Genomic DNA, 23878 nt, shown 5'->3' with positions numbered 1-23878 from the left:
GACCTGAAAGAATGGATATGGGCAAGGGAAGTCATGGTCTTAGCCTCGGCCAGGAACGATGGATGCGGGATGCGCTCAATTGGCCTCGAAGGTCGGCGTCAAATCGATCTTGCTCCATTTTTCCGAGAGCTGCTTGATGGTACCATCCTTGGCCGCCTGCTTGATGGCATCGTCGAATTTCGCCTTCAGATCGGTTTCGCCCTTGCGCATGCCGAGAGCGACCTCCGTTGCCAACATCGCACCCTTCACCAGGGGTCCGGACATCATCAGATCGTCGTTGCCGGGTTTGGCGAGCACGGAGGTTTCGTAGACGCCGCTGTCGAAGCCGGCATCGATACGGCCCGCCTTCAGATCGAGATCGCGCTCTCCGGAATTCTTATAGGCGCGCACCGTCACATCGGATCCGAAATAGGAATTGATCAACTGCTCCTGGCTGGTCGACTGGACGACGCCAACCGTCTTACCCTTCAAAGCCTTGCCGATCTCCGCCATCACCGGATCCGCCTTCGCTTTATCGTTGAGATTCAGCCGCTCACCCGTCATCGGCAAGGGTGAAACCGATCCATCTTTCACGAGCAGGAAGCTTGCGACACCGCTCGCATAGGGTACGGTAAAATCGACCACCTGCTTGCGCTTCTCGTTGATGCCGAGCGTCATCACCAGATCGAACTTGCCGGCATTCAGGCTTGGGATCATCGCGTTCCATTCGCCGGCTATCAACTCGCAATCCACCTTGGCGCGCTTGCAGAGATCGTTGATGAGATCGACGTCGAAGCCGGCAAGCTTGCCGCTCGAATCCATCAGATTCCATGGCGGGAATGCGCCTTCGATGCCGACCTTCACCTGGGTCCAGTCCTTGGCGCCGGCGGTCAGCGGAGCAAGGAAGGTAATCACGCCGAATACGGCGGCAAGGATTTTTCTATTTTTCATGTTCGTTCCCCTTTTCGGCTGCCTAAGCGGCCTTTTCTCAGATCCGGTATTCTCGGCGTCAGGTCTCCAGAGCCGCTTGCAGGGCTGCATTGGCTTCCCGCAGCGCGTGAGCGACGCGATTTCTCGTCTGACGCGCATGAACGACGTAAAAAGCGGTATCCGGCGCGCCCTCATCCAATCTCGCCAGCGCGCGCAGCCCTTCCAGCGAGGGCCAGGCGACGTGCGGGAGCGCGGAATCGGGATGGAAGCGTTCGCCGCTCGTATAGTTCAGCGGCACGAGATGCCGCCCTGCGCGCATCAGCGAGGCATCCATCCGCGCCGCTCTTTCCGGCGTGGGATCCCTCACCCGCAGAAGCGAATTTGCGTTGACGCGCAAGTCTTCGATGGCCTGGGACAGGCCGGAGATATCGAGACGGCCGGCAAGCGCTGCCCGCAATTGCCCAATCTGTTCGCCGAGGGAGGCGGCATATTGAGTGTAATCCAGCGGCAGGACGGGCAAAGTCAGCAGCCGCAAGAGAACCTCGAGAACAATCGCCGTGTCCCGGCAAAGATTGTCCGGATCGATATGTTCCGCGGTATCGTGCGGCGTATGCCACCACCATCCAAGCGCCGTCAGCATCTTGACAGGCCCCGGGGGCTGATGGCTGAGGCTGCCGAACATCGAGGGAATGCCGATGCCCCAGAAAGACTGATCCGCAGCACGGCCATGACGCCTGCCGGCGTGTTTCTGTCCGGTCACGCGCTCGATCACATCCGCGGCCAAAGGCCTGAGTTCGTCGATCACACCGGAATTGGTGAGGACGGTCGCGCCCTCGCCGCCGGTGGAATCGACATTGACATGGACGGCGCAGCGACGATCGAGTTCGTCGAAATACTCGTCCGCGTACCAGGCGGAGCCGGAATAGCGGCCATGGGAATGACCGGACCAGAAGCATAGGCGCAAGCCCCGGCGCCATTCGGAGGCACGAAGCGCGAGCAGGCGCGCCGCTTCCAGCATCGTCGCGTTGGCGCCGCCATTGTCCATGACCCCGAAATGCCAGGTATCGTGATGGCCGGAAAACAGGACGAAGGGCCCATCGTCGCCTTTCGGTTGAAGCTCGGCAACAAGCAGCGGCGTCTTGCGCCAACCCGTATCGACGTCCGCGCAAAGCGTTGCAGTTACGGCTTCTCCGCGCGCAATCCTTTCACGCAGGCGGCGGCCGTCATCCTTCGCGATCGAGCAGATGACGGTCGTCGGCAGCCTGTCGCGCGTGTGTTGCGACGGGCTGCCCCAGACCGGCGAGACGCACATCTCGTAGAGATGCTCGTTCGGACTGATGTGAAGTTCGCCGAGCGCGCCGAACGCACTCGCAAGAGCGGCCACTTCTTCGGTCGCGATACCATCGACCAGAACGATCTTGCCGGCAACATCCTTACCTGCGAAATCGGTTTCGGTTCCCTCGCCGACATGGATGAGATGGCCGGTTACCCCTGCGGCTGAAGTCGAGACCGACATGGAATGCGTGATGCAATGAAGGTTCTCGCCATCGATCTCAACAGTGGCGGCGCCTGGCAAACTGATGAAGGCATCGTGCGTCAGAAGCTGGGTGCGATAGCCAAAGCCGTCCATTTCAGCCTGGAGATAGCGGAAGCTTTCCAGCTCTTCGGCCGTGCCCGAAAGCTTTACCCGGCGCGCGAATTCGCCAATATGCGCCATCAAGCGCGCGCGATCGGGCTTCAGACCGGCCTCAGCCATTGACCTTCTCCGGCAGCGGCGGCTCGACATCGTTCGGGATCGGATTGACGAAGGGCGTACCTTCGAGGCGCGCCTTGTGATCTTCCTTGGCGGCCGCGATGAGCGCGGGATTGCGGATGAGTTCGACGGCCGTGCTCGCCATCACCTTGGCGGCATGTTCGGTGCCCTTGTGAGCGACAGGCAGCTTGCCCTGCGCGACGAGCTGCCAGGAGTGCCCGGGCGTGCCGATCGCATAGGTGGCGCCGCGCATCTGCACGGTCGGGACGACCCAGCTGACCGTTCCGACATCGGTCGAACCGACCAGCGTGCCGTCGCCGGCATTCAACGGAAAGATTTCCTCGCAGAGCGCCTGGCCCTTCTTCGGCTTCAACGCAAATCGGCCGTAGGAAGCGGCGATATCCTCTGCACTGAAGGTCTGCTGAAACTTCAGCGCGGTCTCGCGATCCGTGTCGTCAAACACGGGCGGCCCGAGCCGATCCAGCTGCGCGAACATGCATTCCTCGAGCGGTGTATTGCCGACGAGATTGGCGTCGCCGCTGATGATCTCGCTGCGAACCGTCGTCTCCGTCATCAAGGCGGCACCCTCGGCAACCTTCTTGACACGGGCGACCAGCGAAAGGAGTTCCGGCAGGGTCCGCGCCCGCACGAGATAACGCACGGTGGCGCGCGCCTGCACCACATTGGGAGCAGCGCCGCCAGCATCGGTGACGGCATAGTGAATGCGCGCCGTCGACGGCATGTGTTCGCGCATGTAGTTGACGCCGACATTCATCAGCTCGACCGCATCCAGCGCGCTGCGGCCAAGATGAGGCGTGGCCGAAGCGTGCGAGGCACGGCCGGAAAAATGGAAATTGATCTCGTTGCAGGCGAGCGAAATGGGATTGTTGACGCCGGCGAAGGCTGCTGGATGCCAGGAGATCGCGATATCGACATCATCGAAAACGCCAGCGCGAACCATGAAGCCCTTGGAGGATCCACCCTCCTCGGCCGGGCAACCGTAATAGCGCACCCTACCCTTCAGGCCGTTTTGCGCGAGGAAATCCTTGACCGCGGCCGCGGCGAGCATAGAGCCGGCGCCCAGCATGTTATGACCGCAACCATGGCCATTGCCGCCATCGACCAGCGGCCGCTCTTCCGCTACACCGGCTTCCTGGCTCAATCCCGGCAGCGCATCGAACTCGCCGAGGATCGCGATGACCGGACCATCCTCGCCCGCCTCGCCCATAACAGCCGTCGGCATGCCGGCGATGCCGCGCTCGACGCGAAACCCCTGACGCTCAAGCATCTCGGCATGTTCTTCCGCGGATCGGTATTCCAGGTAGTTCGTTTCCGGAATGTCCCAGATCCGATCGCTGAGTGCGAAGAATTCGGCACTTTTCTTTTCGACGATGTCCCAGACCGCATCGGAATTTTGCATGGACTTGCCATTCGCCTCATATAATGGATACTAAATTGGCACCAATTTATGTGCCAATAAGAACGGATGCGCAAGAGATGAGCATGGATATTTTTTCGGCAGCGATCACGGGCCGTTGTTGAAAAATGCGGACCTATGATAGTCATCGCCAACTTGGGAAGGTCTGGGAGAGCTGCATGAACTCACTGGAAGCTGAAGCGGCAGCGCCGTCACACGAAGATATGCCCGACGTGACCGAGCTCATTCTCCAGGACATCCTTGCGGGCAGGCTCCCACCGGGAACATGGCTAAAGCAGATCGATCTGGAGCGTCGGTACAGCTGTACGAGGCCGCAGGTGCGGCGGGCGCTCGACCGCCTCGTGCAGAAGCGGCTTGTCGAGCACATTCCCAATCGCGGCTATCACGTGCACGAGCAGGACGGGCGCCGCGCCCAGGAAGTAAGCGATATTCGCGTGATCCTCGAAGTGGCGATCAGCGACCGTATCGTCGCCAATGCCGGCGACGCGGATATTGCCAATTTGCGTACGCTGGCTTCGCGCTTCGACGATCTGGTGCTCAATGGCACCATGCTCGAACTTTACGAAGCCAACTTGGCTTTTCACCGGTACCTGCTGGTACTTGCGGGAAATCAGGAGCTTGTCGAACTCATCACCGAAATCCGGCAGCGCACCTCGTCGGCACCGGTGTCGCAATGGCGAACCCGAGCCCGCATCGAGCAGTCCGGCCGCGAGCACCAGCAGATGATCGACGCAATAGAGAAACGCGACGTCGATATACTCAAGGAGCTGACCCGCAGGCATATTTTGCAGACATAGGTGATATCGACCACAGCTCGAATAAAAGGGGCATGCCCGGCGAGCCTATCCCCACAGATTCTGACAAGGCGTGTCCTTTGCCTTCGCGGATCTTCTATTGATGATGCGGGCACAATCGCGTCAAGTCATAAAGCTCTTGAAGGTGCGGCCAGAGGGCGTCCACGGTTCTCATAGCATTGCAGCCGATTGCAGAGTGGGATGCTCCGACGGATTTCAAGGAGCTTCCCGCCCCCATGCCAGAACTAAGTCCAGATAGTAGCTGGCGGAAAGCGGGTAGGCAACTTGATGAAAACCGGACGTCGGCGATGTTATGAACGCAGCTCCGCCAAGACGCCGTCCTCGACGGTGTTTTGACATTTCCACTCAGCGCGAGGATGTTCATGACGACAACGTGCCCAGTTGATTAGATAATTTACACTATATTTTAGTAGATTTTAGGCAGGAAAAGATGTTCTAATCTTCAAAGAAAATTGGATTGAATTGCTGCTTCCAGCAGCGACTCATCGGAAGAATTTTCTCTGGCGCTAAGTGTCATCCATAGCAGCGGGGCGCTAGGCCGCAGCGAAATCCGGAGCAGATTGTTATGCGAGAACCTGGAAAGCTCAAACTCGGATGTCGAATTGCGAGACTTCGATCAGAACACTGACGGGTGCTGTCACGTTGATTTCGGTTTAATGGTTGGCTGTTAGGTCGGGCAGGATGAGCTTGCCGACCGTCAATGATAAGTACCGCCGTTTCCCGCCACAGGTCACCGCTCGGGCAGTTTGGCTGTATTTCCGGTTCCTACTGAGCCTGCGATTGGTGGAGGAGATGCTGTTGGAACGCGGCGTCGTCGCTTCCTATGAAATCATCCGCCGATGGGGCCGGAAATTCGGCTCCGCCTATGCGCGGCAAGAAACCGTCGCATCGTGACATCTGGCATCTGGATGAGGTCATGATAGCCATCGGCGGGCGAAGACATTGGCTTTGGCGCGCGGTTGACCAGGATGGTTATGGTCTCGATGAGATCGTTCAAACCCGCAGGAACACAAAGGTGGCCAAGCGGTTGCTGATCCGGCTGCTGAAGAAACAAAGTCTCGCACCCAAGCGCATCATCACCGACAAACTGCGCTCATACGGTGCGGCCAAGCGCGACGTCATGCCAGCCGTCGAGCGCCGATCCCACAAGGGACTGAACAATCGAGCGGAGAGCTCGCATCTACCTTTGCGAAAACGAGAGCGAATGATGCAGGGCTTCCGATCGCCTGGAGGTCTGCAGCGGTTCATCAGCATATTCTCAACGCTGCGAAATCTCTTCGTCCCACCAAGCTCCAAAAACTCCGCGCTGGCCATCCATATCCACCGCCAAGGCCATGGCGGAATAGAAAGCCGTGACCGGAATGCGGTACTAAATTAGGTCCCGCTGCTCAATGCTGACCTTTTCAAACAACGTGACAGCACCTACCGGGAGTTTGACGCTACACCTTATGCTGTGCCGATATGGGCTCCCGGATACCAGTCAGCCCAGGCCACGAAGCAGAAATGCGAACATGATCGTCGAGATCGGTTCCGCGTCACGAGGTAGCGAATTTCACGGTCACCCCGCGTTGACGAAAATAGGCCTGCATGAGTTTCCTGCCTGAACGATTGTTCTGCACCAGTTTAGCCGGGTCGAATACGGCTTCCTTTAAACCCGCCCGCGCCAAGGCTGCCTTGAGGGTCGCGATATGCAAGTCGATGTCGGCATTGTCCGCCTGGAGCGATTCATAAATGCGGTTGATTGCGTCTGATACGGTCGGGTCAGTCACTCTGATGCTCCTGTTGTGGCTTCGCTCGTTCTTACCAAATTTCTCGGCGCGACCTTATTGTGGTGAAGTACGTCCTCGTCAATGAGTAGCGACGGATCAAAATGCCGCATACGCTGTTCGAGATGAGCCAAGACAAGCCGACCAGCGTGCCGACCCCCGGGCTTTTCACGCTCTTGACAATCAGAAGCGCTCCTAATCTCGATTATTGAAAAGCCACAAGGAAAGTTTTAGTTTCTAAGTGAATTCCCCAATCCATGGTCAGGAGATGGCGAAGGGTGGTCAATAGATACTCTCGCACCAGAGATATGTCCCTGGATTCCGAGGCGCTCGGTACCTGTCAACACGTATTTGACGCCATCCTTGCCGAACTGAGCATTAATCGGGAAGCCGAAAAGGCTGAGGACATTGCCGCCTTTGTCATCAAGCTTTATCAGCAGGGCGTCCACGATGAGAAAAAGCTCTTCGAGCTTGGTATGAGCGCCGCCGATCATCTCGGATGACTAAGCAGTGCAGGCCTTATGCCCATGCCTATATCTCGCATGATCCTGATGATGAGAAGATTTTCGTGTCGGCAGCCGAGCACTCCACGTTGAGGAGCTTTGCCATATCCTCGGCGAGACGTTCGCTGAGACCGGCAAGAATAACGTTGTTGTAAGCCGCAACCCGGCCTGTGTTCGCGTCGAGGACAGACCAAGACCAAGCGGTGTCGCGCACGGCGCAATATCTTGCAGGCCCCATCTTAGACCTCCGAAATTCATACCGCTTAAACCCCTCCCGGTGGTCTGAGGTTCCCACGTGGGACGCGGGCAACGCCCTATCATTTCGTCAGCTGAGACCTCGCCGTCAGCTTATTTCCGTCAACATCGCGAAGATATGCGACGAATGCTCCATTCGGGCGCTCCGCAGGCGGGCTCTCAATTGCCGCACCGCCATGTGCGACACCGGCGGCATGCCACGCCAGAACATGGCCGCGACTTGCGGCGGCGATACCGATCGCCCCACCGTTGGCAGCGGTCGCGGGCTTACCGTCGATCGGTTTCGTGATCATCAGCCGATGGGACCAGAACATCTTGGCCTGCATGAACACGTCCGAAATTGGCGTTAGCGATTGCGGAACGCTTTTCCTTGCCCATATCATGGTCGGATCAAGCAGTGGGACGCATTTTTCGAAAATTTACGGGGCGGCACCGGCGACCCGAAGACTACGCCTGAAGGCGTTTCAGGCAGGGGGGTGCCGAAGCGGGTTCGCCCCTGCGGAGCGCAACGGCATACTCTATGGTGCTGAGTAGATCGGTCGCGAAGACGGGCTTAACCAGAGCCCCGATAGCGTGAGGATCGGCGGCGACGATTTCCGGATTGGCGGTTGCGAATATGACAGTGACACCATGCGCTTGGCTTAGGTACCCGGCCAATGAGGGACCCGTCTGACCATCACTGAGATGAACATCGACGAGGGCGATATCGGCGCCAATTCCCAACTCGGTAGCATCCTCGCTATTGCCGACTGGCCCTGCAACGTCATAGCCGGCTGAGCGCAGTACAGATTCCACATCAAGGGCAATCAGAACTTCATCTTCAACAACCAGGATTCGCATGAATGCCTCGTCAAAATCCTTGTGCGATTTGTCGGATCGCTGGCCCGGCCGGAGGGTAAATAGCGGCCCATCGGCAGCTGTCCACCTTCGTCAGGAAGTCCGGCAAGCGGCGGCGCATTTCGGTCATTCCAACATCACGCCAATAGAAATGTTCCCAAAGCCACCCAGCGCGATTGAACTTTCCGGGCGAATAGTCGCCACTTGAGCGGGAGACTCTGCTGATGCCGCTAGAGACATCATTAACTTTGAAACTTCTCGGCTTGGCATCCATTATACAGAGCATAGGTTAAATGCGGTTACTCGGATCGATCCGGGCAGCTGAGAGGCAGTCTATCGCGCCTCCAAGAGACGACACGACGAATTGATTCTCGCAATCTGTGACAGCGTAAGAGACAGGAGAAACAAGTGTCACACGCACGCAACGATGCCCATTCGGCGGCCCTCCCCCTATCGGCTGACGCCTGGCTTGCTGCAATCGTCGAAAGTTCAGAAGATGCCATTATCAGCAAATCCGTCAACGGCATCATCACGAGCTGGAACAAAAGCGCAGAGCGACTCTTCGGTTTCTCAGCTGCCGAAGCAATCGGACAGCCCATCACCATTATCGTGCCGCCCAATCTTTTGGATGAGGAGGCAACCATAATCGCCTCCATTCGGGCAGGCCGGCGGATTGAGCATTATGAGACGGTGAGGTGTCGCAAAGATGGGACGCTGGTCGATATTTCGCTGACGGTTTCCCCTGTGACGGACAAGGATGGCGAGATCGTCGGCGCTTCCAAGATCGTACGCGACATTTCCGAGCGGAAGCGGTTGATCGAGAGGCAAGATCTCCTGCTGCAAGAGATGAGCCACCGGGTGAAGAACCTGTTTGCCGTCATGAATTCGCTTGTCTCGGTGAGCGAACGAACAACCACGAGCGCCCGCGGCCTTGCCGACGACTTGCGCGCGCGCATCCGGGCTCTTTCTGCCGCACACAATCTCGTTTTGGGTCACACCGGCGGAAACTCCCAATCCAGCGGCTCCGCGAGCCTTTTTGCCCTCATTCAAGCGATTTTCGCAGCGCACCAGGATCAGAAGGGTGAGCGCATCGCCGTCCAAGGCAATGACATTGCGGTCGGCGCTGTTGCGCTTACATCGATCGCGTTGCTCCTTCATGAGCTGGTCACCAATTCGATCAAATATGGCGCGCTGTCGGCATCCGGTGGCCATATCGACGTCGAAGTTCGAGACCAGGATGGAGTTGAGTTGCATTGGGCCGAGGTCGGTGGGCCCTCAATTGACGCGCCAAGCGGGGCGGCTGGTTTCGGCTCTCGATTGGAGCAACTCGCACTGGACGCTCTCAAGGGCTCGATCACCCGAGATTGGAGATCGGACGGCTTGCGCATCAGTCTGAGGATCCCGCTACAGTCGCTTGGTGGATAATCCCTCTAGCAGACCCGAAATATGCCAGCGAACAAGGCATGCGATTGTGGAGTTAAACCATTTAGGAGTTAAACCATTTAACTGTACCATCTGGCGACCAGTGGAGGCATCGCGCTTCAAATTTTCCGGCTCAATCAGCTTCACCTAACGCCGCGCAAGCTGATCAGGGATTTCAACGAGGATACGCACCCCATCAGGACGCCAATCTCGATGGATCGATCCCCTCAATGAGGCGATTGTCATGCGTTCAAGCTCAGATCCGAAGCCAGCGGATCCCTCGGGGACCCGTGCGGGAGGCCCATCGACTTCGGTCCACGTCAGCGCGAGTCCGTTATTACGAGAGACCTCAATTTCGACCCGACCGCCGTTTACCGAAAGAGAGCCATATTTTATCGCGTTCGTTGCGAATTCGTGCAAAAGCAGAGCTAGCGACGTCAGCACGGCATTGTTCACGCTAACGTCCTCTCCGCTAACGACGATGCGGGCGCCATTCTTGTCCTGGTGAGCCGACAAGATTGCGTCAATGAGACCAAAAAGGCTTGTTGAAGCATGCCCATCGGAGCCGCCTTCTGATTCCTTTAGGACAAAATTTTGAGCGGCGGCCAATGCTGCCACCCGCGCGCGTAGGTCGTTGGCGAAAGATGAACCGGGCGCTTCCGCGGACCTTTCGCTGACGGAAATCAATGCGCTGACGATGGCGAACAGATTTTTGATGCGATGGTGCATTTCCCGCAGCATCAGCCGCTGTCGCTCCACCATCCGCTTTCGCTCGGAGATGTCGCGAGCGATCTTCGACGCGCCGACAATTTCGCCATTCTTATCCCGGACTGGTGAGATCGTCAGCGAAATATCGAGGAGCGTTCCATCCTTATGCTGCCTTATCGTCTCGAAATGTTCGATCCTCCTGCCATTGCGAATGTGATTGATAATTGTATCTTCTTCATGCAGGCGATCGTCAGGGATGATGATACTGATGTGACGCCCTACCGCCTCGGCGGCGGAAAATCCGAAAAGTCGCTCGGCGCTTCTGTTCCAGCTGGTGATAATTCCATTGACGGTCTTACTGACGATCGCATCGTCGGAATTTTCAACGATGGCGGCGAGCCACGCTTCGGCAGAAAGACCCAAGATACCGAAGTGTCCCCCCAGCGGGTTGTTCATCACCGAATCCGAGGACGCCTTCCTCCGTTCGTACGCGGTGAAGGGCGAACCTGTAGGCTCATTTGCATCTTGCGTCATATTCACGCTCCTCCATCGCCAGCAGCCTTGTCTCGAAAGCTGCTTGCCGAGCGCCGACCAGCTTGGATGGGAAGCAGGTTGGGGTTTAAACACCGGACAGCGCATAGCCCTGAGGCTATGAGGGAGACATGAGGATTGCCAATCCTTCCTCCAGCTGGACCACGAGCATTGCTCTATTGTCTAAAAATGTGTCGCAATACGATTTTTTCAAGCACAAGCGTCTAGCCGCACCGTGGAGCACCTCGTCAATTCGCGTATCGGCTTCCTTTAAGGCAAGGAAGAAGCTCGATAATCTTCACGTCGGAAGGTTCGAATTGACAAAGATTGCGAGCCCCTGGCGCTGTGCAGTGCAGAAGGTGGAAGGCGGCGGCTCAAAGCATGGCGCATTCGCTCGAACCAATACAAATGAAACGCGTTGTCCCCTGAGAAACAATGAGGAGACAACGCAATGGACTGGAAGCAAGTAAGGGCGCGGTCCGACGTCGATAATTGGTACGATCGTCAAACCTGGTGAGCGGAAAGTATCCTTTCTGCCAACAGCTTTGTACAAATCTGTGCATTAGACTCATATCGCCGGGCCGCATGCTGGTACGAGGTCCGGCAATCTAGAGGTTATCGGAGAGGTCTCCTTCAGCGAGCCAAAAGACCAAGCCGTTAAATAGACATCCTTGCTGCGATAGGAGGCATGTTGACGCTCCCTTCGACAACGTCATGCGGCAGATATGGGTGCGTTTAGCGCAGCGCGACAGGTCTGCCTTGCTCGATCGCGACGCAAAGGCCATGGTGAACCGCGCATTGCGTCTATCTGGTTCCGCGACGTTGGAGCGCTGATACGTAGCCCAATAGCTCGCCCAGGCCGTGCGTGCTCTTTCACAATATTTCGCGCTGTGGGGAACTTTCAGTCTCGCCAGCGATTTTGCTGAGCTACGCGAGGAGATGACGCAATATGGAAACGCAACGGCCTTTGGAGCGGCGCCGACTGGTAAGGGGCAACCCCTATTCGCTGGAGGATTTCCAAAAGAAATATGGTCTCGATGATGCCATGGCCGAAAACCTTTTCCTTCGTTTCGGCCCATCATCGATCGAGCTCGATTTGCTCATGGCTGCGAAACGTCGGTCTCCGTCATTTAGCGAACTGACGAATGACTTTCCGATAAAAACCAGGAGGAACTTCCGTGGCCAATCACGAAGACAAAAACTCGGATAAGCGTCGTGAGCGTGCCTACAAAATCTGGGAGGAAGAGGGTCGACCGGAGGGACGGCACCTTGATCATTGGCAACGCGCCGAAGAACAGCATGAGCGAACCGAGCAAGAGACCGACAAGTCAGAGGACCTGAAAAGCAATGGTTCGGGACCGCATGACCGTAAAGAGAAGAAAACTACTCGTGCCAAAAGCCCGCGACCCATTCGTGAATAACCTGTTTCCAGGGTCGTCGGGCCGCAGAGACTACAAACCGGGCTCCATCCGACGACGGAGCAGCGGCCCGGAATCTCGTGAATTCTCTTGCAGGGCGCAGCCAGTAGGTGGTTCCCTGATGGAGACAAATCTATATCGCAACAATCATTTCCGCCCGTACTGGCCCTTGCGAGACCGATGCCCGCACTCGAATGGTCCCCCTACTCACGCAAATCGACGACGCTAAAGTTCCGGCGGGACATACGAGCGCCAAAGAGACAATCACACCTGTATTCAACTGTCATCAGGAACTTTCTCAAAGGCGCGCGGTTCTATAACCGGAAGGGTTCCCCGCCTTCCTTTCGGTTCTCCTGCCGAAGAGCCGATAGCTGCCGACGAGCAGCTATCGGCGTTCGTGCGCAGCCGAGATGCGGATTGCGACAGTCGATTGGAAATCCTGTGCATTTCCAAGAACCTCCCTGCTCGACATAGCTTGCGCGCCGCTCATCCGCATTGACTGCATGGGCCTGAAGGATCGATCGAGCTCGCGCTACGCGATCATCGTCCAGGGGGCGGCGACCAGGGACCCGCCGCGGCGAATTCCCTCGCCATATAAATTCGCCTCCTCCTCCGGCACACCTTCGTCGATCATCGCGCCGACGAGGCCCGAGCAAACGACGCCGTTGCGAAAACCGCCGCACTGAAGGTGATGGGCGCAAGCTTTTTCGTCATCAAGCCCTTCGTGGATATGTATGTGCCAACCATACCAAGGGCCGCATGTTCCCGGAATTTCACTAGAGTATGAATTTGGAGGACAAACAAGGACAGCAATCCCTTTATCGACATATCCCCGCCATGGCCGAGATAATCCACCAGGCATCAGCCTGCGCCGGGAACCGGAATCACTCCTTGAGGTTATATTCATAGGAAAGGAGACGCTGCCATGATCCGCAAACTGAAGTCAGGCGAATATCGCCTTTACTCGCGCAAGCTCGATCCCAAGACGCACAGGCGTAAAAACCTCGGGACTTTCAAAACCCGTGAGGCGGCAGAAAAGCACGAGCGCGAAGTGCAATATTTCAAGCACCATTAGAAACAAGAACGCTGGGCCACGCATCGCACCGAGTGTCCGGGCTGGCTGCCGCTGTGCTGGAAATGGAGGCCTGGGATGAGGAGGCATGCGCCTTTCCTTCTCAGGTTCTTTCGCTGATCGTTTGCCCTCGCCAACCCTCATCCGACCCTCAGGTTCCCTGCACAACGAAGAGTCCTCACGCCAATGGAACCTGCGGAGCTTCAGGTGGTTCTGACCCTTCAACGTCCCAGGGATTTCGGATCGCCGAATTTAGCAGAGGAAGCGATGCGTCAAGCCAACGGTCGGCAGAGTGGCCCTGCCTAAGCTGCCGTCAACGGCTGGGGCAGTCTTGGCAGGCATCGATCACGACAGGCAACATGGAGGCGATGCCATGCATCACAAGAAAATCGATCTTCAAAACGGGCAGAAGACCTATGTCGTCGTTCTCGACGCGAATGAGGACGCATTCGCGACGCTTGCCGCATTCGCAACCGAACAGGGGTTGACCGCAGCTTCAATCACCGCAATCGGCGCCTTTGAACATGCGACCGTCGGCTGGTTCGATTTCGCCGACTGCAGCTATCGCAAGATTCTCGTTGCCGAACAGTGCGAGGTGCTGAACCTGATTGGTGATATTGCGACGGGCGACGATGGCAAGGCGAGCCTCCATCTTCATGCCGTCTTGGGTCTCAGAGATGGCTCGACGCGCGGCGGTCATTTCCTTGAAGGTGTCGTGCATCCGACCTTGGAAGCGACCATCATCGAAACGCCGGTAGCGCTGCATCGTCGCCATCGGAAGGATCTCGGCATCGCACTGATCGAGCTTTGAGATCGTCGGATACCAATCTCAAATCAAGCGGAACATTGCCGATCGAAAGAGGTTCGGTCTGCAGTTCCGACGGCAAAAGGAGGACATCATGGCGACAGACACACCCTTCGAAACTTCCCGCGGCGAAGGCGGCGAGACACACCAGCACATCCCCGAGAGTGGCCCCCATGGGGGCGCCGATCATCTGACGACCAACCAGGGCATTCGGGTTTCCGACAATCAGAACAGCCTCAAATCCGGTGTCCGAGGCCCGACCCTGCTAGAAGACTTTGTCCTGCGTGAAAAGATCTTCCATTTCGACCACGAGCGTATTCCCGAAAGGATCGTGCATGCCCGCGGATCGGCTGCGCACGGCTTCTTTGAGCTTTATGAGCCCCTTTCGGACATCACGAGCGCCGATCTTTTTCAGCGCAAAGGCGAGAAGACGCCGGTTTTCGTCCGCTTCTCAACCGTCGCCGGCGGCGCCGGCTCGGTGGACACACCGCGCGATGTTCGCGGCTTCGCGGTAAAGTTCTATACCAAGCAAGGCAATTGGGACCTAGTCGGCAACAACATCCCTGTGTTCTTCATCCAGGACGCGATGAAGTTTCCAGACCTCGTTCATGCCGTTAAAATGGAAGCTGACCGGGGCTATCCGCAGGCCGCCACCGCCCATGACACCTTCTGGGACTGGGCGTCGCTGATGCCGGAATCCACACATATGCTGATGTGGGCAATGTCGGATCGCGCCATTCCCCGATCCTTCCGCATGATGCAAGGGTTCGGCGTTCACACCTTCCGCCTCGTCAACGATGCGGGCAAATCGACATTCGTGAAGTTTCACTGGAGACCGAAGCTTGGCGTGCAATCGCTGGTCTGGGACGAGGCATTGAAATTACAGGCGGCCGATAACGACTATCATCGCCGCGATCTTTTCGAAGCGATCGCCGCCGGGCACTTTCCGGAATGGGAGTTCGGATTGCAGCTGTTCGACGAGGCCCTTGCAGAGAGCCTTCCCTACGACATCCTCGACCCCACCAAGATCATCCCGGAAGAAGTCCTGCCGCTGAAGATCGTCGGACGCCTCGTCCTCGATCGCAACCCGGACAATTTCTTTGCCGAAACCGAACAGGTGGCGTTCTGCCCGGCCAACATCGTACCGGGTGTCGATTTCACCAACGATCCCCTGCTCCAAGGTCGTCTCTTCAGCTATCTCGACACGCAGAAATCCCGTCTCGGGACGACCAATTTCCATCAATTGCCAATCAACGCGCCGAAATGCCCCGTCATGAATTTCCAGCGCGACGGGCAAATGCAAATGGAGATTCCGAAGGGCCGCGCCAGTTACGAACCGAACAGTTTAAGTGAGAATAGCGAAGCCGGAGGCCCCCGCGAATGTCCTGTAACCGGCTTCCACACCTATGAGCATGCGTCGGCTCCTGGTGAACAAGGCGACAAGCGGCGTGCGCGTGCCGAACTTTTTGCCGACCACTACAGCCAGGCGCGTCTCTTCTGGAAATCCCAGACGCCGTCAGAACAGGCCCACATTGCTTCCGCCTTCGTCTTCGAGCTATCAAAAGTGCAACTGCCGCATGTGCCTCCGCGCATGGTCGGCAATCTCTTGAACGTCGATGCAGGTCTCGCCAATCGCGTTGCCGCCGGGCTGGGACTTGTCAACCCGGCCAGGAACTCGCCGGCGCGCGAACCGATCGAGCTCGATGCGTCCGCCGCTCTTTCCATTCAGAAAAACATGAAAGAAACGCTGGAAGGACGGCAGATCGGCATATTGATCGCTGGCGGAAGCGACGCCAAGACTATCTCCGATCTCATCGGCGCCCTGAACAACGCCAAGGCGAGGCCCTTTATCGTCGCACCCAAGGTCGGGGAGACGAAGCTTTCCGACGGAAATACGATCCGTGCCGACGGACAGCTCCTTGGTTCACCTTCGCAGCTTTTCGACGCGATCGCCGTCATTCTTTCAAACGAGGGAGCAACGTCTTTGATACACGAGGGAGCGGCGGTTCAGTGGGTCATGGATGCATTCGGACACTTGAAAGCCATCGGTCATGACGCAGCCGCGAAGGCGCTGCTCGACAAAGCGGGTATTCAACCCGATGCCGGCGTCGTAGATCTCGGCTCCTTCATAGAGGCCGCTTCCAAGCGATATTGGGATCGCGAGCCCAAAATACGCATGCTCGCCTGAACAGCCGACGACCCATGCCGCCACTCATGGATTGGAATCGTGTCGAAGGCAACTGGAAGCAGTTTAAAGGCAAGGTCAAAGAGCAATGGGGTAAGCTTACCGACGACGATCTTGATCAAATCGCCGGAAAGCGGGACAGCTCGAAGGTAAAATCCAGGAGCGGTACGGACTTGCGACGGACCGCGCCAAATCTGATGTCGACGATTGGTATGGCCACCAGACTTGGTAAGGATGTCGGAGGACCGGCTTGGCATAAGTCGCGGCCATCTAACTATGCGAACGGATCTGCCCCAACCGGCTGTTCGCATTCGAGGTTGATTGCTTAGCCTCACAGCCTGCCTCGGAACCCCGAGGCAGGTCTATTTGCCGATAGACAACGGCCCATTCACTTCACTACATCGGCTCTTTCTCGGGGACGGACGAGGCCATCACCGCGAAGGCTTTGCTCAGGCGACAATTCGTTCTCATCGAACGCGTGCCGGCGCAAAAGCTTGAAAATCGCTTCGTTTATGTCGCGTCCGTCGAGGAGGCTGGGATCGTCGCACAACACATCGATCGTCCGCCGAGCCACACGTTTTGCGACCATCTCGGACCTGACAAGCTTTCGAGCCCACAGCAATAACGCTTCGCGGAAATTGGGATCATTTGGAATAGATGCGTATTTCCGAAAGGGCATAATGCCGCTTCCTCGGTCTTGCAGGCGGGAGCACGTATAAGCCCTCAGTCGCCACCGCCTACTTATTCGCTTGGCGACGATACCTCATCTTACGCTTTGAGAAGCCGGAGTCCATCCGTTCCTACGCCAACAAACCGAGCTTTCATGATCTCTGAGGCCTAAGTCCTTGCTTAGCCGGGACTTTGGTCCGTATCCACGAGCAGCGCTCATGGCATACTAGGCCTAAGGCGCAGGTTAGCGCGCCGCCGCCCTATGTAGATTGGAATGGAAAGACATGAAAAGAATTGTAATCGCAGCACTGGCGCTCGCCGCGACCTTGGCTGCATCGCCGGCATTCTCTCAGGTCTACTTTGAATATGGAGTTGGACCTCGCTACGACTATGATGCGCCGCCACGCTATTATCGCGATCGGCCGGCCTACGCAGATGATGGATACTATGACGCTCCGCGCTATAGGTATCATCGCCGGTGCTGGACGGAGAGGCGCTATGGCTACCGCCATCATCATCGGGTCGTCGTGCGTGAAACCGTTTGCGAATAGTCGGTGCGGGAACGTAATTCTGGTTCCGCATGTCCATTCCTAGATGCGAATGGTGGCATTCACAAAACTGTCACACAATGATAGATTGAGGTGCGCAAGTTACTGAACTCCAGTTCCCCCCACTCGCGCAAATACTGCTACGCAGCCGCCCTGCCTGGCCCCACCCGGCAGGGCAATTTCTTTGAGGTAATCGGAACGTTAGAGCGGTTCATTGCGTATCGGAATCGGAGTGGATTCCCAAATCATCAGAATTGTGATTCATGATGGATGCTGGAATGGAAGCTTGGATCTATGACGCGACCCTATCCTAGCTTCCACATTCCTAAGACCTGGATGTGCATCGTCTTTTCTCCCACGCTTGTTTCAGGCTGGCCGCAAAAGCGAGAGGCTGCGGGCTTCAAGTTTCAAGAATTTCTTGTCGACCATGCCTCGATCCGGCTCATCTGGATCGGATGTCGACAGTTCCGGCGCCCAGCGTTTGTCATCTGGCAAGGTAAAGTTGACATCTCCATCGTGAGGGTTGAACAGGATCAGAACATCATCCCAGCCCTCTTCGAATGGCTGCTCGCGCAATAGGCGCAAACCGATCGCCGTATTCGCTTCATCGTCCCATTGCTCATCCGTCCGCTCACCACCACCCGGATTGAGCCAGGTGACAATCAGACCATCGCGCCAATTTTCTCGTCTGAGAATGGAATGTGCCTGACGCAAGGCGATCAGGCGTTTGACGAAAGTATAAAGCGCTTCGGCGCTGCCATATCGATCGTCCCAATGCAGCCAGCTAAGTTCGTTGTCCTGACAGTAGCCATTGTTGTTGCCCATCTGGCTTCGGCCGGATTCATCACCCGCCAGCAGCATCGGGGTACCATGCGAAAGAAAGAGGGTCGCGAGAAAATTGCGCTTTTGGCGCTCCCGAACGGTATTGATGGCTTCATCGTCCGTCGGACCTTCAGCGCCATAATTGTAGCTACGGTTGTCGTTGTGGCCATCATTGTTATCTTCGCCATTCGCCTCATTATGCTTCTCGTTATAGGAGACGAGATCATTGAGCGTGAAGCCATCATGGGCGGCGATGAAATTGACGCTCGCCCATGGGCGGCGGCCGCGAAGATCATAAACATCGCCTGACCCTAAAATGCGGGCGGCAAAATCCCTTGTCATGCCGGGTGTGCCCTTCCAGTAATCCCGTACCGTGTCGCGATATTTGTCATTCCATTCCGCCCAGCCCGGCGGAAATCCCCCCACTTGATAACCGCCCGGGCCGATGTCCCACGGCTCGCCGACAAGTTTGACTTTAGCAAGCACCGGATCCTGGCCGACTGCATCGAAGAAGCCGCTCCGTTGGTCGAACCCCTGGGGTTCACGGCCAAGAATGGTCCCGAGATCGAAACGAAAGCCATCGACCTGCATTTCTTCGACCCAATAGCGTAGCGAGTCCGTCACCATTTGCAGCACGCGCGGATGCGACGTGTTGATCGTGTTACCGGTGCCGGTGTCGTTAATATAGTAACGGGGCTGATCCGGCAGGGTCCGGTAATAGGAGAAATTATCGATGCCTTTGAATGAAAGGGTCGGACCGAGTTCATTGCCCTCCGCGGTGTGATTGTAGACGACATCGAGGATGACCTCGATACCGGCATCGTGAAAGGCACGCACCATGTCGCGAACGCCTTCGAGGCCTTTCGGCCCGTAATAACGCGTTGCCGGCGCGAAGAAGGCAAGGCTGTTGTAGCCCCAATAGTTGCGCAGACCCTTGTCGAGCAGATGACTGTCATCGGGAAAGAAATGGATGGGAAGGAGCTCGATCGAGGTAATGCCGAGGCTCTTGATGTAATCGACGACTGCTGCGTGCCCAAAGCCGTCAAACGTGCCACGCAACGGCTCCGGAATTGCCGGATGCAGCATCGTCATTCCCTTGACGTGCGCCTCATAGAAAATGGTGTCAGGCCATGCGACAGTCGGCCTTTTATCGGGCGCTTCATTTTTCAGGTCGACGACACGGCATTTGGGCATCTGTCCGGCGCTATCGGTCTCGTCGAAGGAAAGATCCTTTTGTTCGTCGTCCAGACCATAGGCGAACTGGGCCTGCGACCATTCTATGTTGCCTACAAGCTCGCGGGCGTAGGGATCGACAAGCAATTTGTTCGCATTGAAACGATGGCCTTTTAACGGGTCGAACGGGCCATGCACGCGGTAGCCATATAAGGCGCCCGGCTTCAATCCTGGAACATAGCCATGCCAGATCTCATGGGTATATTCCGGCAGAGCGATCCGTTCGATCTCCTGCTTTCCGCTTTCGTCGAAAAGGCAAAGCTCCACCTTTTCCGCATAGGCGCTGAAAAGCGCAAAATTGACACCCTCTCCATCATAATTTGCTCCCAGGCGCGTGTAATCGCCCGGCTCGATCGCATGCCTACCGCCGCTTTGCGTCATGGAAGCCTCGTGATTGTTGCTGCGCAGCATAAACACCAATCGAAGCGCTTTGTTCCGGCCTTGCGGTTGGAGTACGCATGAACCGATGCCGTGATCGTCACCTATCTCCAACGAAAAGGGCGACGGGATGATCGGCAAACAGCTGCGCTGCGAGAAGGTTGTCGGCTGAGACCGGCCGATCCGTGAGGAGATCATAGAGCGGCCCCTTGAACTCTCGCGGCATCACGACGGCGGTGTCTTGCCAGAAATCCGATGAAGGCATGCGGACCAGACGCGGCACGATGGTAACCGCTATTTCCCGCTCGTGAACGCGCGCGAAGGCCACGAGATTGGACGCTCGTGGCCCGCTGGTTTCCAGGGGCACATATTTGCCCTCAAGAAAAAGAAGGGGGTGCTGATTGCGATAACTCAGCACCTTGCAGAGGATGTGCCGTTTCAAGGACGCGGCATCCGACGCGAGAGAGTGGGCTGCTCCCGTGTCGGCCCACAGATGGTCGACCGGTCTTCGATTGTCCGGATCGACCAGGCTGAAATCCAGACTCTCGGTACCCTGATAGATATCTGGAATGCCTGGAGCCGTGAGCTTGATCAGCAATTGCGACAGGCTGTTGCGAAAGCCAAACTCCATGAAAGGGCGCAGGGTCCGGTCAAAGTCGCGGATGAACTCCCGATTGTCCTCCGAAAACAAGGCGGCAGCAAAGGTCTGAACCGCACGCTCGTAGGTAGGATTTTCATTCATCCAATCCGTCCGGAGCTTGGCTTCTCGGATCGCTTTCAAGACATAGGCGCAAAACCGCTCCTGCAGCGCGTTCCGATCGGCGACTTCCATCTCCTGCGGCCAGACGCCGGCCAGTGCCTGGTAAAGCATCCATTCGACATTGGGCTCAGGCGCAAGTCCATCTGCGAGGCTGGAGCGGAAAGGAGAACTCATGCTGCGCCACCGCTCGGCACCGGCGATCCACGCATCAGGATCCTGCGTCAGGCTGTAGAGGCGGGCGCGGGCGTCTTCTCCCCGCTTGGTATCATGCGTCGATGTCGCGGAAAGGCCGCGAGGTTGCCGCCGAAATCGATCGGTCATGAATTGATGAAAGCCCGCTACCGAGCCCGGCGGCACATGGGGCTCGCCTCCGACCTCGTTCAACCCGATGAGGCGGTTATACCGATAAAACAGCGTGTCCTCGACCGCCTTTGCCATGATCGGACCGCTGAGCTGCTGGAATCTGGCTCGAAACTCCAGAGCTTGGGCTGCAGAAACCTCCCCTTTCAAAAGACGGCCGAGCGCATCCAGGACATCAATGACCGGTAATCGGCTTCGTGCGTTCTCGCAGGCACTCTCGATGACCGCCGCGTCATTAGACGATGCAGCGCCCCGATAGCCGTAGGTACGATAAACCGGGAAGGCAACCAGCAGCTCGCGAAGTGCCAACGATATTTCTCCCGCGTCGAAATCGGGAAAAATCGAACATGCCAGCTGCGTCAGGCGCCTCATCTCGCCGGCAAAATTGCGCTCGACCATCAGCAGCTTCGCCTTGCGCAAACCTGCGGCAAAGTCGGCATCTTCCGCGCTGACGGACCTGTAAACGGCGTCCAACTTGCGTAATCCCTCTTCGTCAACGAAGAGATCGGCCATGGCGGCAATGAACTCGTAGCCGGTCGTTCCTGATACCGGCCAATCCGCCGGCAGCGTTTCGCCATGGGCAAGGATCTTCTCGACTACGACGAAAATGTCCGGGCCGATGGCCTGCCGCAAATGCTCTAGATAGCTCTTCGGATCGGCCAGTCCGTCGATATGGTCGACGCGTAATCCTTGGACCTGTCCGGCGCGAACCAATTCGATGATCAGCCGATGCGTGTCGTTGAAGACGCGTGCGTCCTCCACTCGCATCCCGACCAGACCTGCCACCTCGAAGAAGCGCCGATAGCTCAGGTTTTCGGCGGCGTCTTTCCAATAGAGCAATTGGCAGTGCTGTTCCGCGAGAAGTTCTCTCATCGCGGCCGCATCGTTCGAAAATGCGCGCAACCGCTCCGCATCCGTTCCTATGTCCGCCGTCAGCCGCTCGGCACTTTCGATCGAGAGCGGAAGCAGATCGTCGAAATAGACCAAATAGATGCCCCCATCCGTAGGCTCGTAGCGAAGATGAAAGTCCGCCGCGGCCAGACTTTCCTCGAACGGACGCCCCAGAAGCGGCAAAGTGAGCTTACGGCGCCAGTCGATATCGAAATGGCTGGCATAGGCACTGCCCGGTCCACGCTGCAACACGTCACGCCACCACGGGTTTTCGACGGAGGCGGCCATATGGTTGGGCACGATATCGAGGATCAGGCCCAGCTTCGCCTGCTGCAAGGCCGTGCAGAAAACATCGAACCCGGCGCGGCCGCCAAGCGCCGGGTCGATCTCGTTCGCATCCGTGACATCATATCCATGCGTCGATCCCTTCTTGGCTGCAAAGATCGGCGAGGCATAGACATGGCTGATGCCGAGATCCTTCAGATAGGGAACCAACTCCGTTGCCCTGTCGAAGGTGACATCTCCGCGAAACTGCAGGCGATAGGTAGAGGTTAAGACAGTCATAGCTTCCTCGCTGCGTCGGACCGCCTTAACGAACGGGACTGAAAGAGATCTGTTCCCACCTCAGGAACCGTTCTCAGCAAGATGCGTTGGAATGCAGGAAAATTTCAACGTCATCGACGGACGGGATGTCATGCAGCACAACTTCGCATTTGGACCGCAACTCAACGAGAATGCCGTCCTGTTCCGCCTATGGGCGCCCTTGGCGGAGCGCGTGCTTGTCCGCATCGAGCAGCGTGGGGAATGGACCATGCGGCGGAGGCAGGACGGGTGGCATGTCGTCGAAGTCAAGGATGCGCGGATCGGCGATCGCTATAAATTCGTGCTGGGCGACGGGTTTGCCGTGCCGGATCCTGCCTCGCGCTTTCAACCCGAAGACGTCCACGGCCCGAGCGAGCTAATCGATCCATTGTTCGAATGGCAAACGCAGGGATGGAAGGGACGCCGCTGGGAAGAAATCGTCATCTACGAATTGCATGTCGGCGCCTTCACCGAAGCTGGCACGTTTCTAGCGGCCATGGAAAAGCTCGACCATTTGCAGCGCCTTGGAATAACGGCCATTCAACTCATGCCGCTTTCGGATTTTCGCGGTCGATATGGGTGGGGTTACGACGGTGTTTTACCCTATGCGCCGGATAGCAGCTATGGTCGCCCCGAACGGTGGCGTCGCCTTAACTGATTCTGGCCGAAGGAGGGGCTTGTGCGCCGAACGTCAGAGCACGCTGGACAATGCGATTTCACGCCAGGTTGTGACGGCATCGGCGCGGAGTTGGCGGTGGGCTGCGGCAGTGTGACATTTCCGATGTAGGTGGAAGAGGTTGGCGATCTGGCCATGGGCTGAAACGAAATGTTGGCATTGTCGCGTCGACTTGAAGCGCATCATGCGCCTCTCTCGTCGTCTCAGCGGAAGATGAGAATTTTCAGCGCGGTTGTTCAATCCTTTATGCGAGCGATGCTCGACGTCTGGCATCAACTCAGCCCTTGCGGCGGCGTAAGAGCGCAACTTGTCGGTTACCATCACTCGCGGCATGACGCCCTGTCCTTTGAGCAGCTTGCGCATCAGCCGAAGAGCTGCCTTTTTGTTTCTCCGGCTTTGCAACAGAGCATCGAGAACGAAACCATCCTGATCTACGGCACGCCAAAGCCAATATTTCCTGCCCTTGATCGAGACGACCAGGCGAGTGGCGCAGGGGAATTTCACCCCCACGCTCTCTCAGAACCGGACGTGATACTCTCGCA

At 57.2% G+C, this 23878-nt stretch carries 19 protein-coding genes and 4 pseudogenes; 12 read left to right on the top strand and 11 right to left on the bottom strand.

All coding sequences use genetic code 11. The features are described from left to right. Positions 1-75 precede the first annotated feature (75 nt). The 3 genes from ACK83U_RS20195 to ACK83U_RS20185 are packed head-to-tail and all read right to left on the bottom strand — an operon-like array spanning position 76 to position 4082. A complete protein-coding gene (locus ACK83U_RS20195; RefSeq protein ID WP_112415616.1) occupies positions 76-930 on the bottom strand; it encodes a transporter substrate-binding domain-containing protein in 855 nt (284 codons plus the stop codon). Between the two features lie 58 nt (positions 931-988). Continuing rightward, the gene (locus ACK83U_RS20190; RefSeq protein WP_112610518.1) at positions 989-2665 is read right to left on the bottom strand and encodes a M28 family peptidase; all 1677 of its coding nucleotides are present in this window, start codon (positions 2663-2665) and stop codon (positions 989-991) included. Beyond that, positions 2658-4082 (bottom strand): M20 family metallopeptidase, encoded by a 1425-nt coding sequence (locus ACK83U_RS20185; RefSeq protein ID WP_112610516.1) that lies wholly within the window; start codon positions 4080-4082, stop codon positions 2658-2660. The genes ACK83U_RS20190 and ACK83U_RS20185 overlap by 8 nt, the downstream gene beginning before the upstream one ends. A 176-nt stretch (positions 4083-4258) precedes the next feature. On the opposite strand from ACK83U_RS20185, the gene ACK83U_RS20180 reads away from it, so the two are divergent. Together ACK83U_RS20180 and ACK83U_RS20175 are read left to right on the top strand one after the other, a co-directional pair. Further along, positions 4259-4897 carry a GntR family transcriptional regulator gene (locus tag ACK83U_RS20180; protein ID WP_112338778.1) on the top strand — a complete coding sequence of 213 codons (639 nt, stop codon included), beginning with the start codon at positions 4259-4261 and terminating at the stop codon, positions 4895-4897. 699 nt (positions 4898-5596) lie between these two features. After that, positions 5597-6293: pseudogene (locus ACK83U_RS20175) on the top strand (IS6 family transposase). Positions 6294-6450: 157 nt separating this feature from the next. On the opposite strand, the gene ACK83U_RS20170 reads toward ACK83U_RS20175, so the two are convergent. Beyond that, on the bottom strand, positions 6451-6684 hold the full coding sequence (locus tag ACK83U_RS20170) for a hypothetical protein (protein WP_112610514.1): 234 nt from the start codon (positions 6682-6684) through the stop codon (positions 6451-6453). Positions 6685-6989: 305 nt separating this feature from the next. Here ACK83U_RS20170 and ACK83U_RS20165 point away from each other — a divergent pair, with 305 nt between their 5' ends. Next, positions 6990-7184, top strand: coding sequence for a hypothetical protein (locus ACK83U_RS20165; protein WP_112610512.1), 195 nt, complete (start codon positions 6990-6992; stop codon positions 7182-7184). 317 nt (positions 7185-7501) lie between these two features. Here the strand turns inward: ACK83U_RS20165 and ACK83U_RS20160 are convergent. After that, a pseudogene (locus ACK83U_RS20160) lies at positions 7502-7738 on the bottom strand (VOC family protein); the annotation flags it as partial. A 148-nt stretch (positions 7739-7886) separates the two neighbouring features. After that, entirely contained in the window at positions 7887-8279 is a 393-nt protein-coding gene (locus ACK83U_RS20155) for a response regulator (RefSeq protein WP_112610508.1), read from the bottom strand. A 405-nt stretch (positions 8280-8684) separates the two neighbouring features. Here ACK83U_RS20155 and ACK83U_RS20150 point away from each other — a divergent pair, with 405 nt between their 5' ends. Continuing rightward, on the top strand, positions 8685-9701 hold the full coding sequence (locus tag ACK83U_RS20150) for a sensor histidine kinase (RefSeq protein WP_112610506.1): 1017 nt from the start codon (positions 8685-8687) through the stop codon (positions 9699-9701). Between the two features lie 144 nt (positions 9702-9845). Here the strand turns inward: ACK83U_RS20150 and ACK83U_RS20145 are convergent, their stop codons facing one another. Further along, on the bottom strand, positions 9846-10940 hold the full coding sequence (locus tag ACK83U_RS20145; RefSeq protein WP_412474975.1) for a sensor histidine kinase: 1095 nt from the start codon (positions 10938-10940) through the stop codon (positions 9846-9848). A 946-nt stretch (positions 10941-11886) separates the two neighbouring features. Between ACK83U_RS20145 and ACK83U_RS20140 the strand changes: the two genes are divergently transcribed. The 6 genes and pseudogenes from ACK83U_RS20140 (at position 11887) to ACK83U_RS20115 (ending at position 16649) form a co-directional block, all read left to right on the top strand. Beyond that, complete coding sequence (locus ACK83U_RS20140; RefSeq protein ID WP_112401008.1) at positions 11887-12147, top strand: hypothetical protein; 261 nt, start codon at positions 11887-11889, stop codon at positions 12145-12147. Next, a complete protein-coding gene (locus ACK83U_RS20135) occupies positions 12116-12358 on the top strand; it encodes a DUF2934 domain-containing protein (protein ID WP_112610502.1) in 243 nt (80 codons plus the stop codon). The genes ACK83U_RS20140 and ACK83U_RS20135 overlap by 32 nt, the downstream gene beginning before the upstream one ends. A gap of 922 nt (positions 12359-13280) precedes the next feature. Next, a complete protein-coding gene (locus ACK83U_RS20130) occupies positions 13281-13430 on the top strand; it encodes a hypothetical protein (protein ID WP_112339658.1) in 150 nt (49 codons plus the stop codon). Positions 13431-13800: 370 nt separating this feature from the next. After that, entirely contained in the window at positions 13801-14238 is a 438-nt protein-coding gene (locus tag ACK83U_RS20125; RefSeq protein ID WP_112610498.1) for a PPC domain-containing DNA-binding protein, read from the top strand. An 88-nt stretch (positions 14239-14326) separates the two neighbouring features. After that, on the top strand, positions 14327-16420 hold the full coding sequence (locus ACK83U_RS20120; RefSeq protein WP_112610496.1) for a catalase: 2094 nt from the start codon (positions 14327-14329) through the stop codon (positions 16418-16420). Positions 16421-16446: 26 nt separating this feature from the next. Continuing rightward, positions 16447-16649, top strand: a pseudogene (locus ACK83U_RS20115) (CsbD family protein). 156 nt (positions 16650-16805) lie between these two features. Here the strand turns inward: ACK83U_RS20115 and ACK83U_RS20110 are convergent. After that, a complete protein-coding gene (locus ACK83U_RS20110; RefSeq protein ID WP_112610494.1) occupies positions 16806-17096 on the bottom strand; it encodes a hypothetical protein in 291 nt (96 codons plus the stop codon). 274 nt (positions 17097-17370) lie between these two features. Here ACK83U_RS20110 and ACK83U_RS20105 point away from each other — a divergent pair, with 274 nt between their 5' ends. Continuing rightward, complete coding sequence (locus ACK83U_RS20105) at positions 17371-17637, top strand: hypothetical protein (protein WP_112339654.1); 267 nt, start codon at positions 17371-17373, stop codon at positions 17635-17637. Between the two features lie 363 nt (positions 17638-18000). On the opposite strand, the gene glgX is transcribed toward ACK83U_RS20105, so the two are convergent. Further along, positions 18001-20070 carry a glycogen debranching protein GlgX gene (glgX, locus tag ACK83U_RS20100; RefSeq protein WP_112610548.1) on the bottom strand — a complete coding sequence of 690 codons (2070 nt, stop codon included), beginning with the start codon at positions 20068-20070 and terminating at the stop codon, positions 18001-18003. A gap of 97 nt (positions 20071-20167) precedes the next feature. Then, positions 20168-22642, bottom strand: a complete 2475-nt coding sequence (gene treY, locus ACK83U_RS20095) for a malto-oligosyltrehalose synthase (RefSeq protein WP_112610492.1) — start codon at positions 22640-22642, stop codon at positions 20168-20170. A 91-nt stretch (positions 22643-22733) separates the two neighbouring features. Here treY and ACK83U_RS20090 point away from each other — a divergent pair, with 91 nt between their 5' ends. After that, positions 22734-23318, top strand: a complete 585-nt coding sequence (locus tag ACK83U_RS20090) for a hypothetical protein (RefSeq protein ID WP_162708087.1) — start codon at positions 22734-22736, stop codon at positions 23316-23318. A gap of 33 nt (positions 23319-23351) precedes the next feature. On the opposite strand, the pseudogene ACK83U_RS20085 reads toward ACK83U_RS20090, so the two are convergent. Next, positions 23352-23816, bottom strand: a pseudogene (locus ACK83U_RS20085) (IS6 family transposase); the annotation flags it as partial. Between the last annotated feature and the right edge of the window lie 62 nt (positions 23817-23878).

The organism is Rhizobium sp. WW22 (assembly GCF_047041135.1).
Taxonomy (GTDB): domain Bacteria; phylum Pseudomonadota; class Alphaproteobacteria; order Rhizobiales; family Rhizobiaceae; genus Rhizobium.
Note: the sequence above shows the minus strand (reverse complement) of the source record. Positions and strands in the feature narration are given on the sequence as shown.

Bases quoted from the DNA above. Each gene is read 5' to 3' on its own strand.
- ACK83U_RS20195 (WP_112415616.1), bottom strand. From the start codon at position 930: ATGAAAAATAGAAAAATCCTTGCCGCCGTATTCGGCGTGATTACCTTC.
- ACK83U_RS20190 (WP_112610518.1), bottom strand. From the start codon at position 2,665: ATGGCTGAGGCCGGTCTGAAGCCCGATCGCGCGCGCTTGATGGCGCAT.
- ACK83U_RS20185 (WP_112610516.1), bottom strand. From the start codon at position 4,082: ATGCAAAATTCCGATGCGGTCTGGGACATCGTCGAAAAGAAAAGTGCC.
- ACK83U_RS20180 (WP_112338778.1), top strand. From the start codon at position 4,259: ATGAACTCACTGGAAGCTGAAGCGGCAGCGCCGTCACACGAAGATATG.
- ACK83U_RS20165 (WP_112610512.1), top strand. From the start codon at position 6,990: ATGTCCCTGGATTCCGAGGCGCTCGGTACCTGTCAACACGTATTTGAC.
- ACK83U_RS20155 (WP_112610508.1), bottom strand. From the start codon at position 8,279: ATGCGAATCCTGGTTGTTGAAGATGAAGTTCTGATTGCCCTTGATGTG.
- ACK83U_RS20145 (WP_412474975.1), bottom strand. From the start codon at position 10,940: ATGACGCAAGATGCAAATGAGCCTACAGGTTCGCCCTTCACCGCGTAC.
- ACK83U_RS20140 (WP_112401008.1), top strand. From the start codon at position 11,887: ATGGAAACGCAACGGCCTTTGGAGCGGCGCCGACTGGTAAGGGGCAAC.
- ACK83U_RS20130 (WP_112339658.1), top strand. From the start codon at position 13,281: ATGATCCGCAAACTGAAGTCAGGCGAATATCGCCTTTACTCGCGCAAG.
- ACK83U_RS20125 (WP_112610498.1), top strand. From the start codon at position 13,801: ATGCATCACAAGAAAATCGATCTTCAAAACGGGCAGAAGACCTATGTC.
- ACK83U_RS20120 (WP_112610496.1), top strand. From the start codon at position 14,327: ATGGCGACAGACACACCCTTCGAAACTTCCCGCGGCGAAGGCGGCGAG.
- ACK83U_RS20110 (WP_112610494.1), bottom strand. From the start codon at position 17,096: ATGCCCTTTCGGAAATACGCATCTATTCCAAATGATCCCAATTTCCGC.
- ACK83U_RS20105 (WP_112339654.1), top strand. From the start codon at position 17,371: ATGAAAAGAATTGTAATCGCAGCACTGGCGCTCGCCGCGACCTTGGCT.
- glgX (WP_112610548.1), bottom strand. From the start codon at position 20,070: ATGACGCAAAGCGGCGGTAGGCATGCGATCGAGCCGGGCGATTACACG.
- treY (WP_112610492.1), bottom strand. From the start codon at position 22,642: ATGACTGTCTTAACCTCTACCTATCGCCTGCAGTTTCGCGGAGATGTC.
- ACK83U_RS20090 (WP_162708087.1), top strand. From the start codon at position 22,734: ATGCAGGAAAATTTCAACGTCATCGACGGACGGGATGTCATGCAGCAC.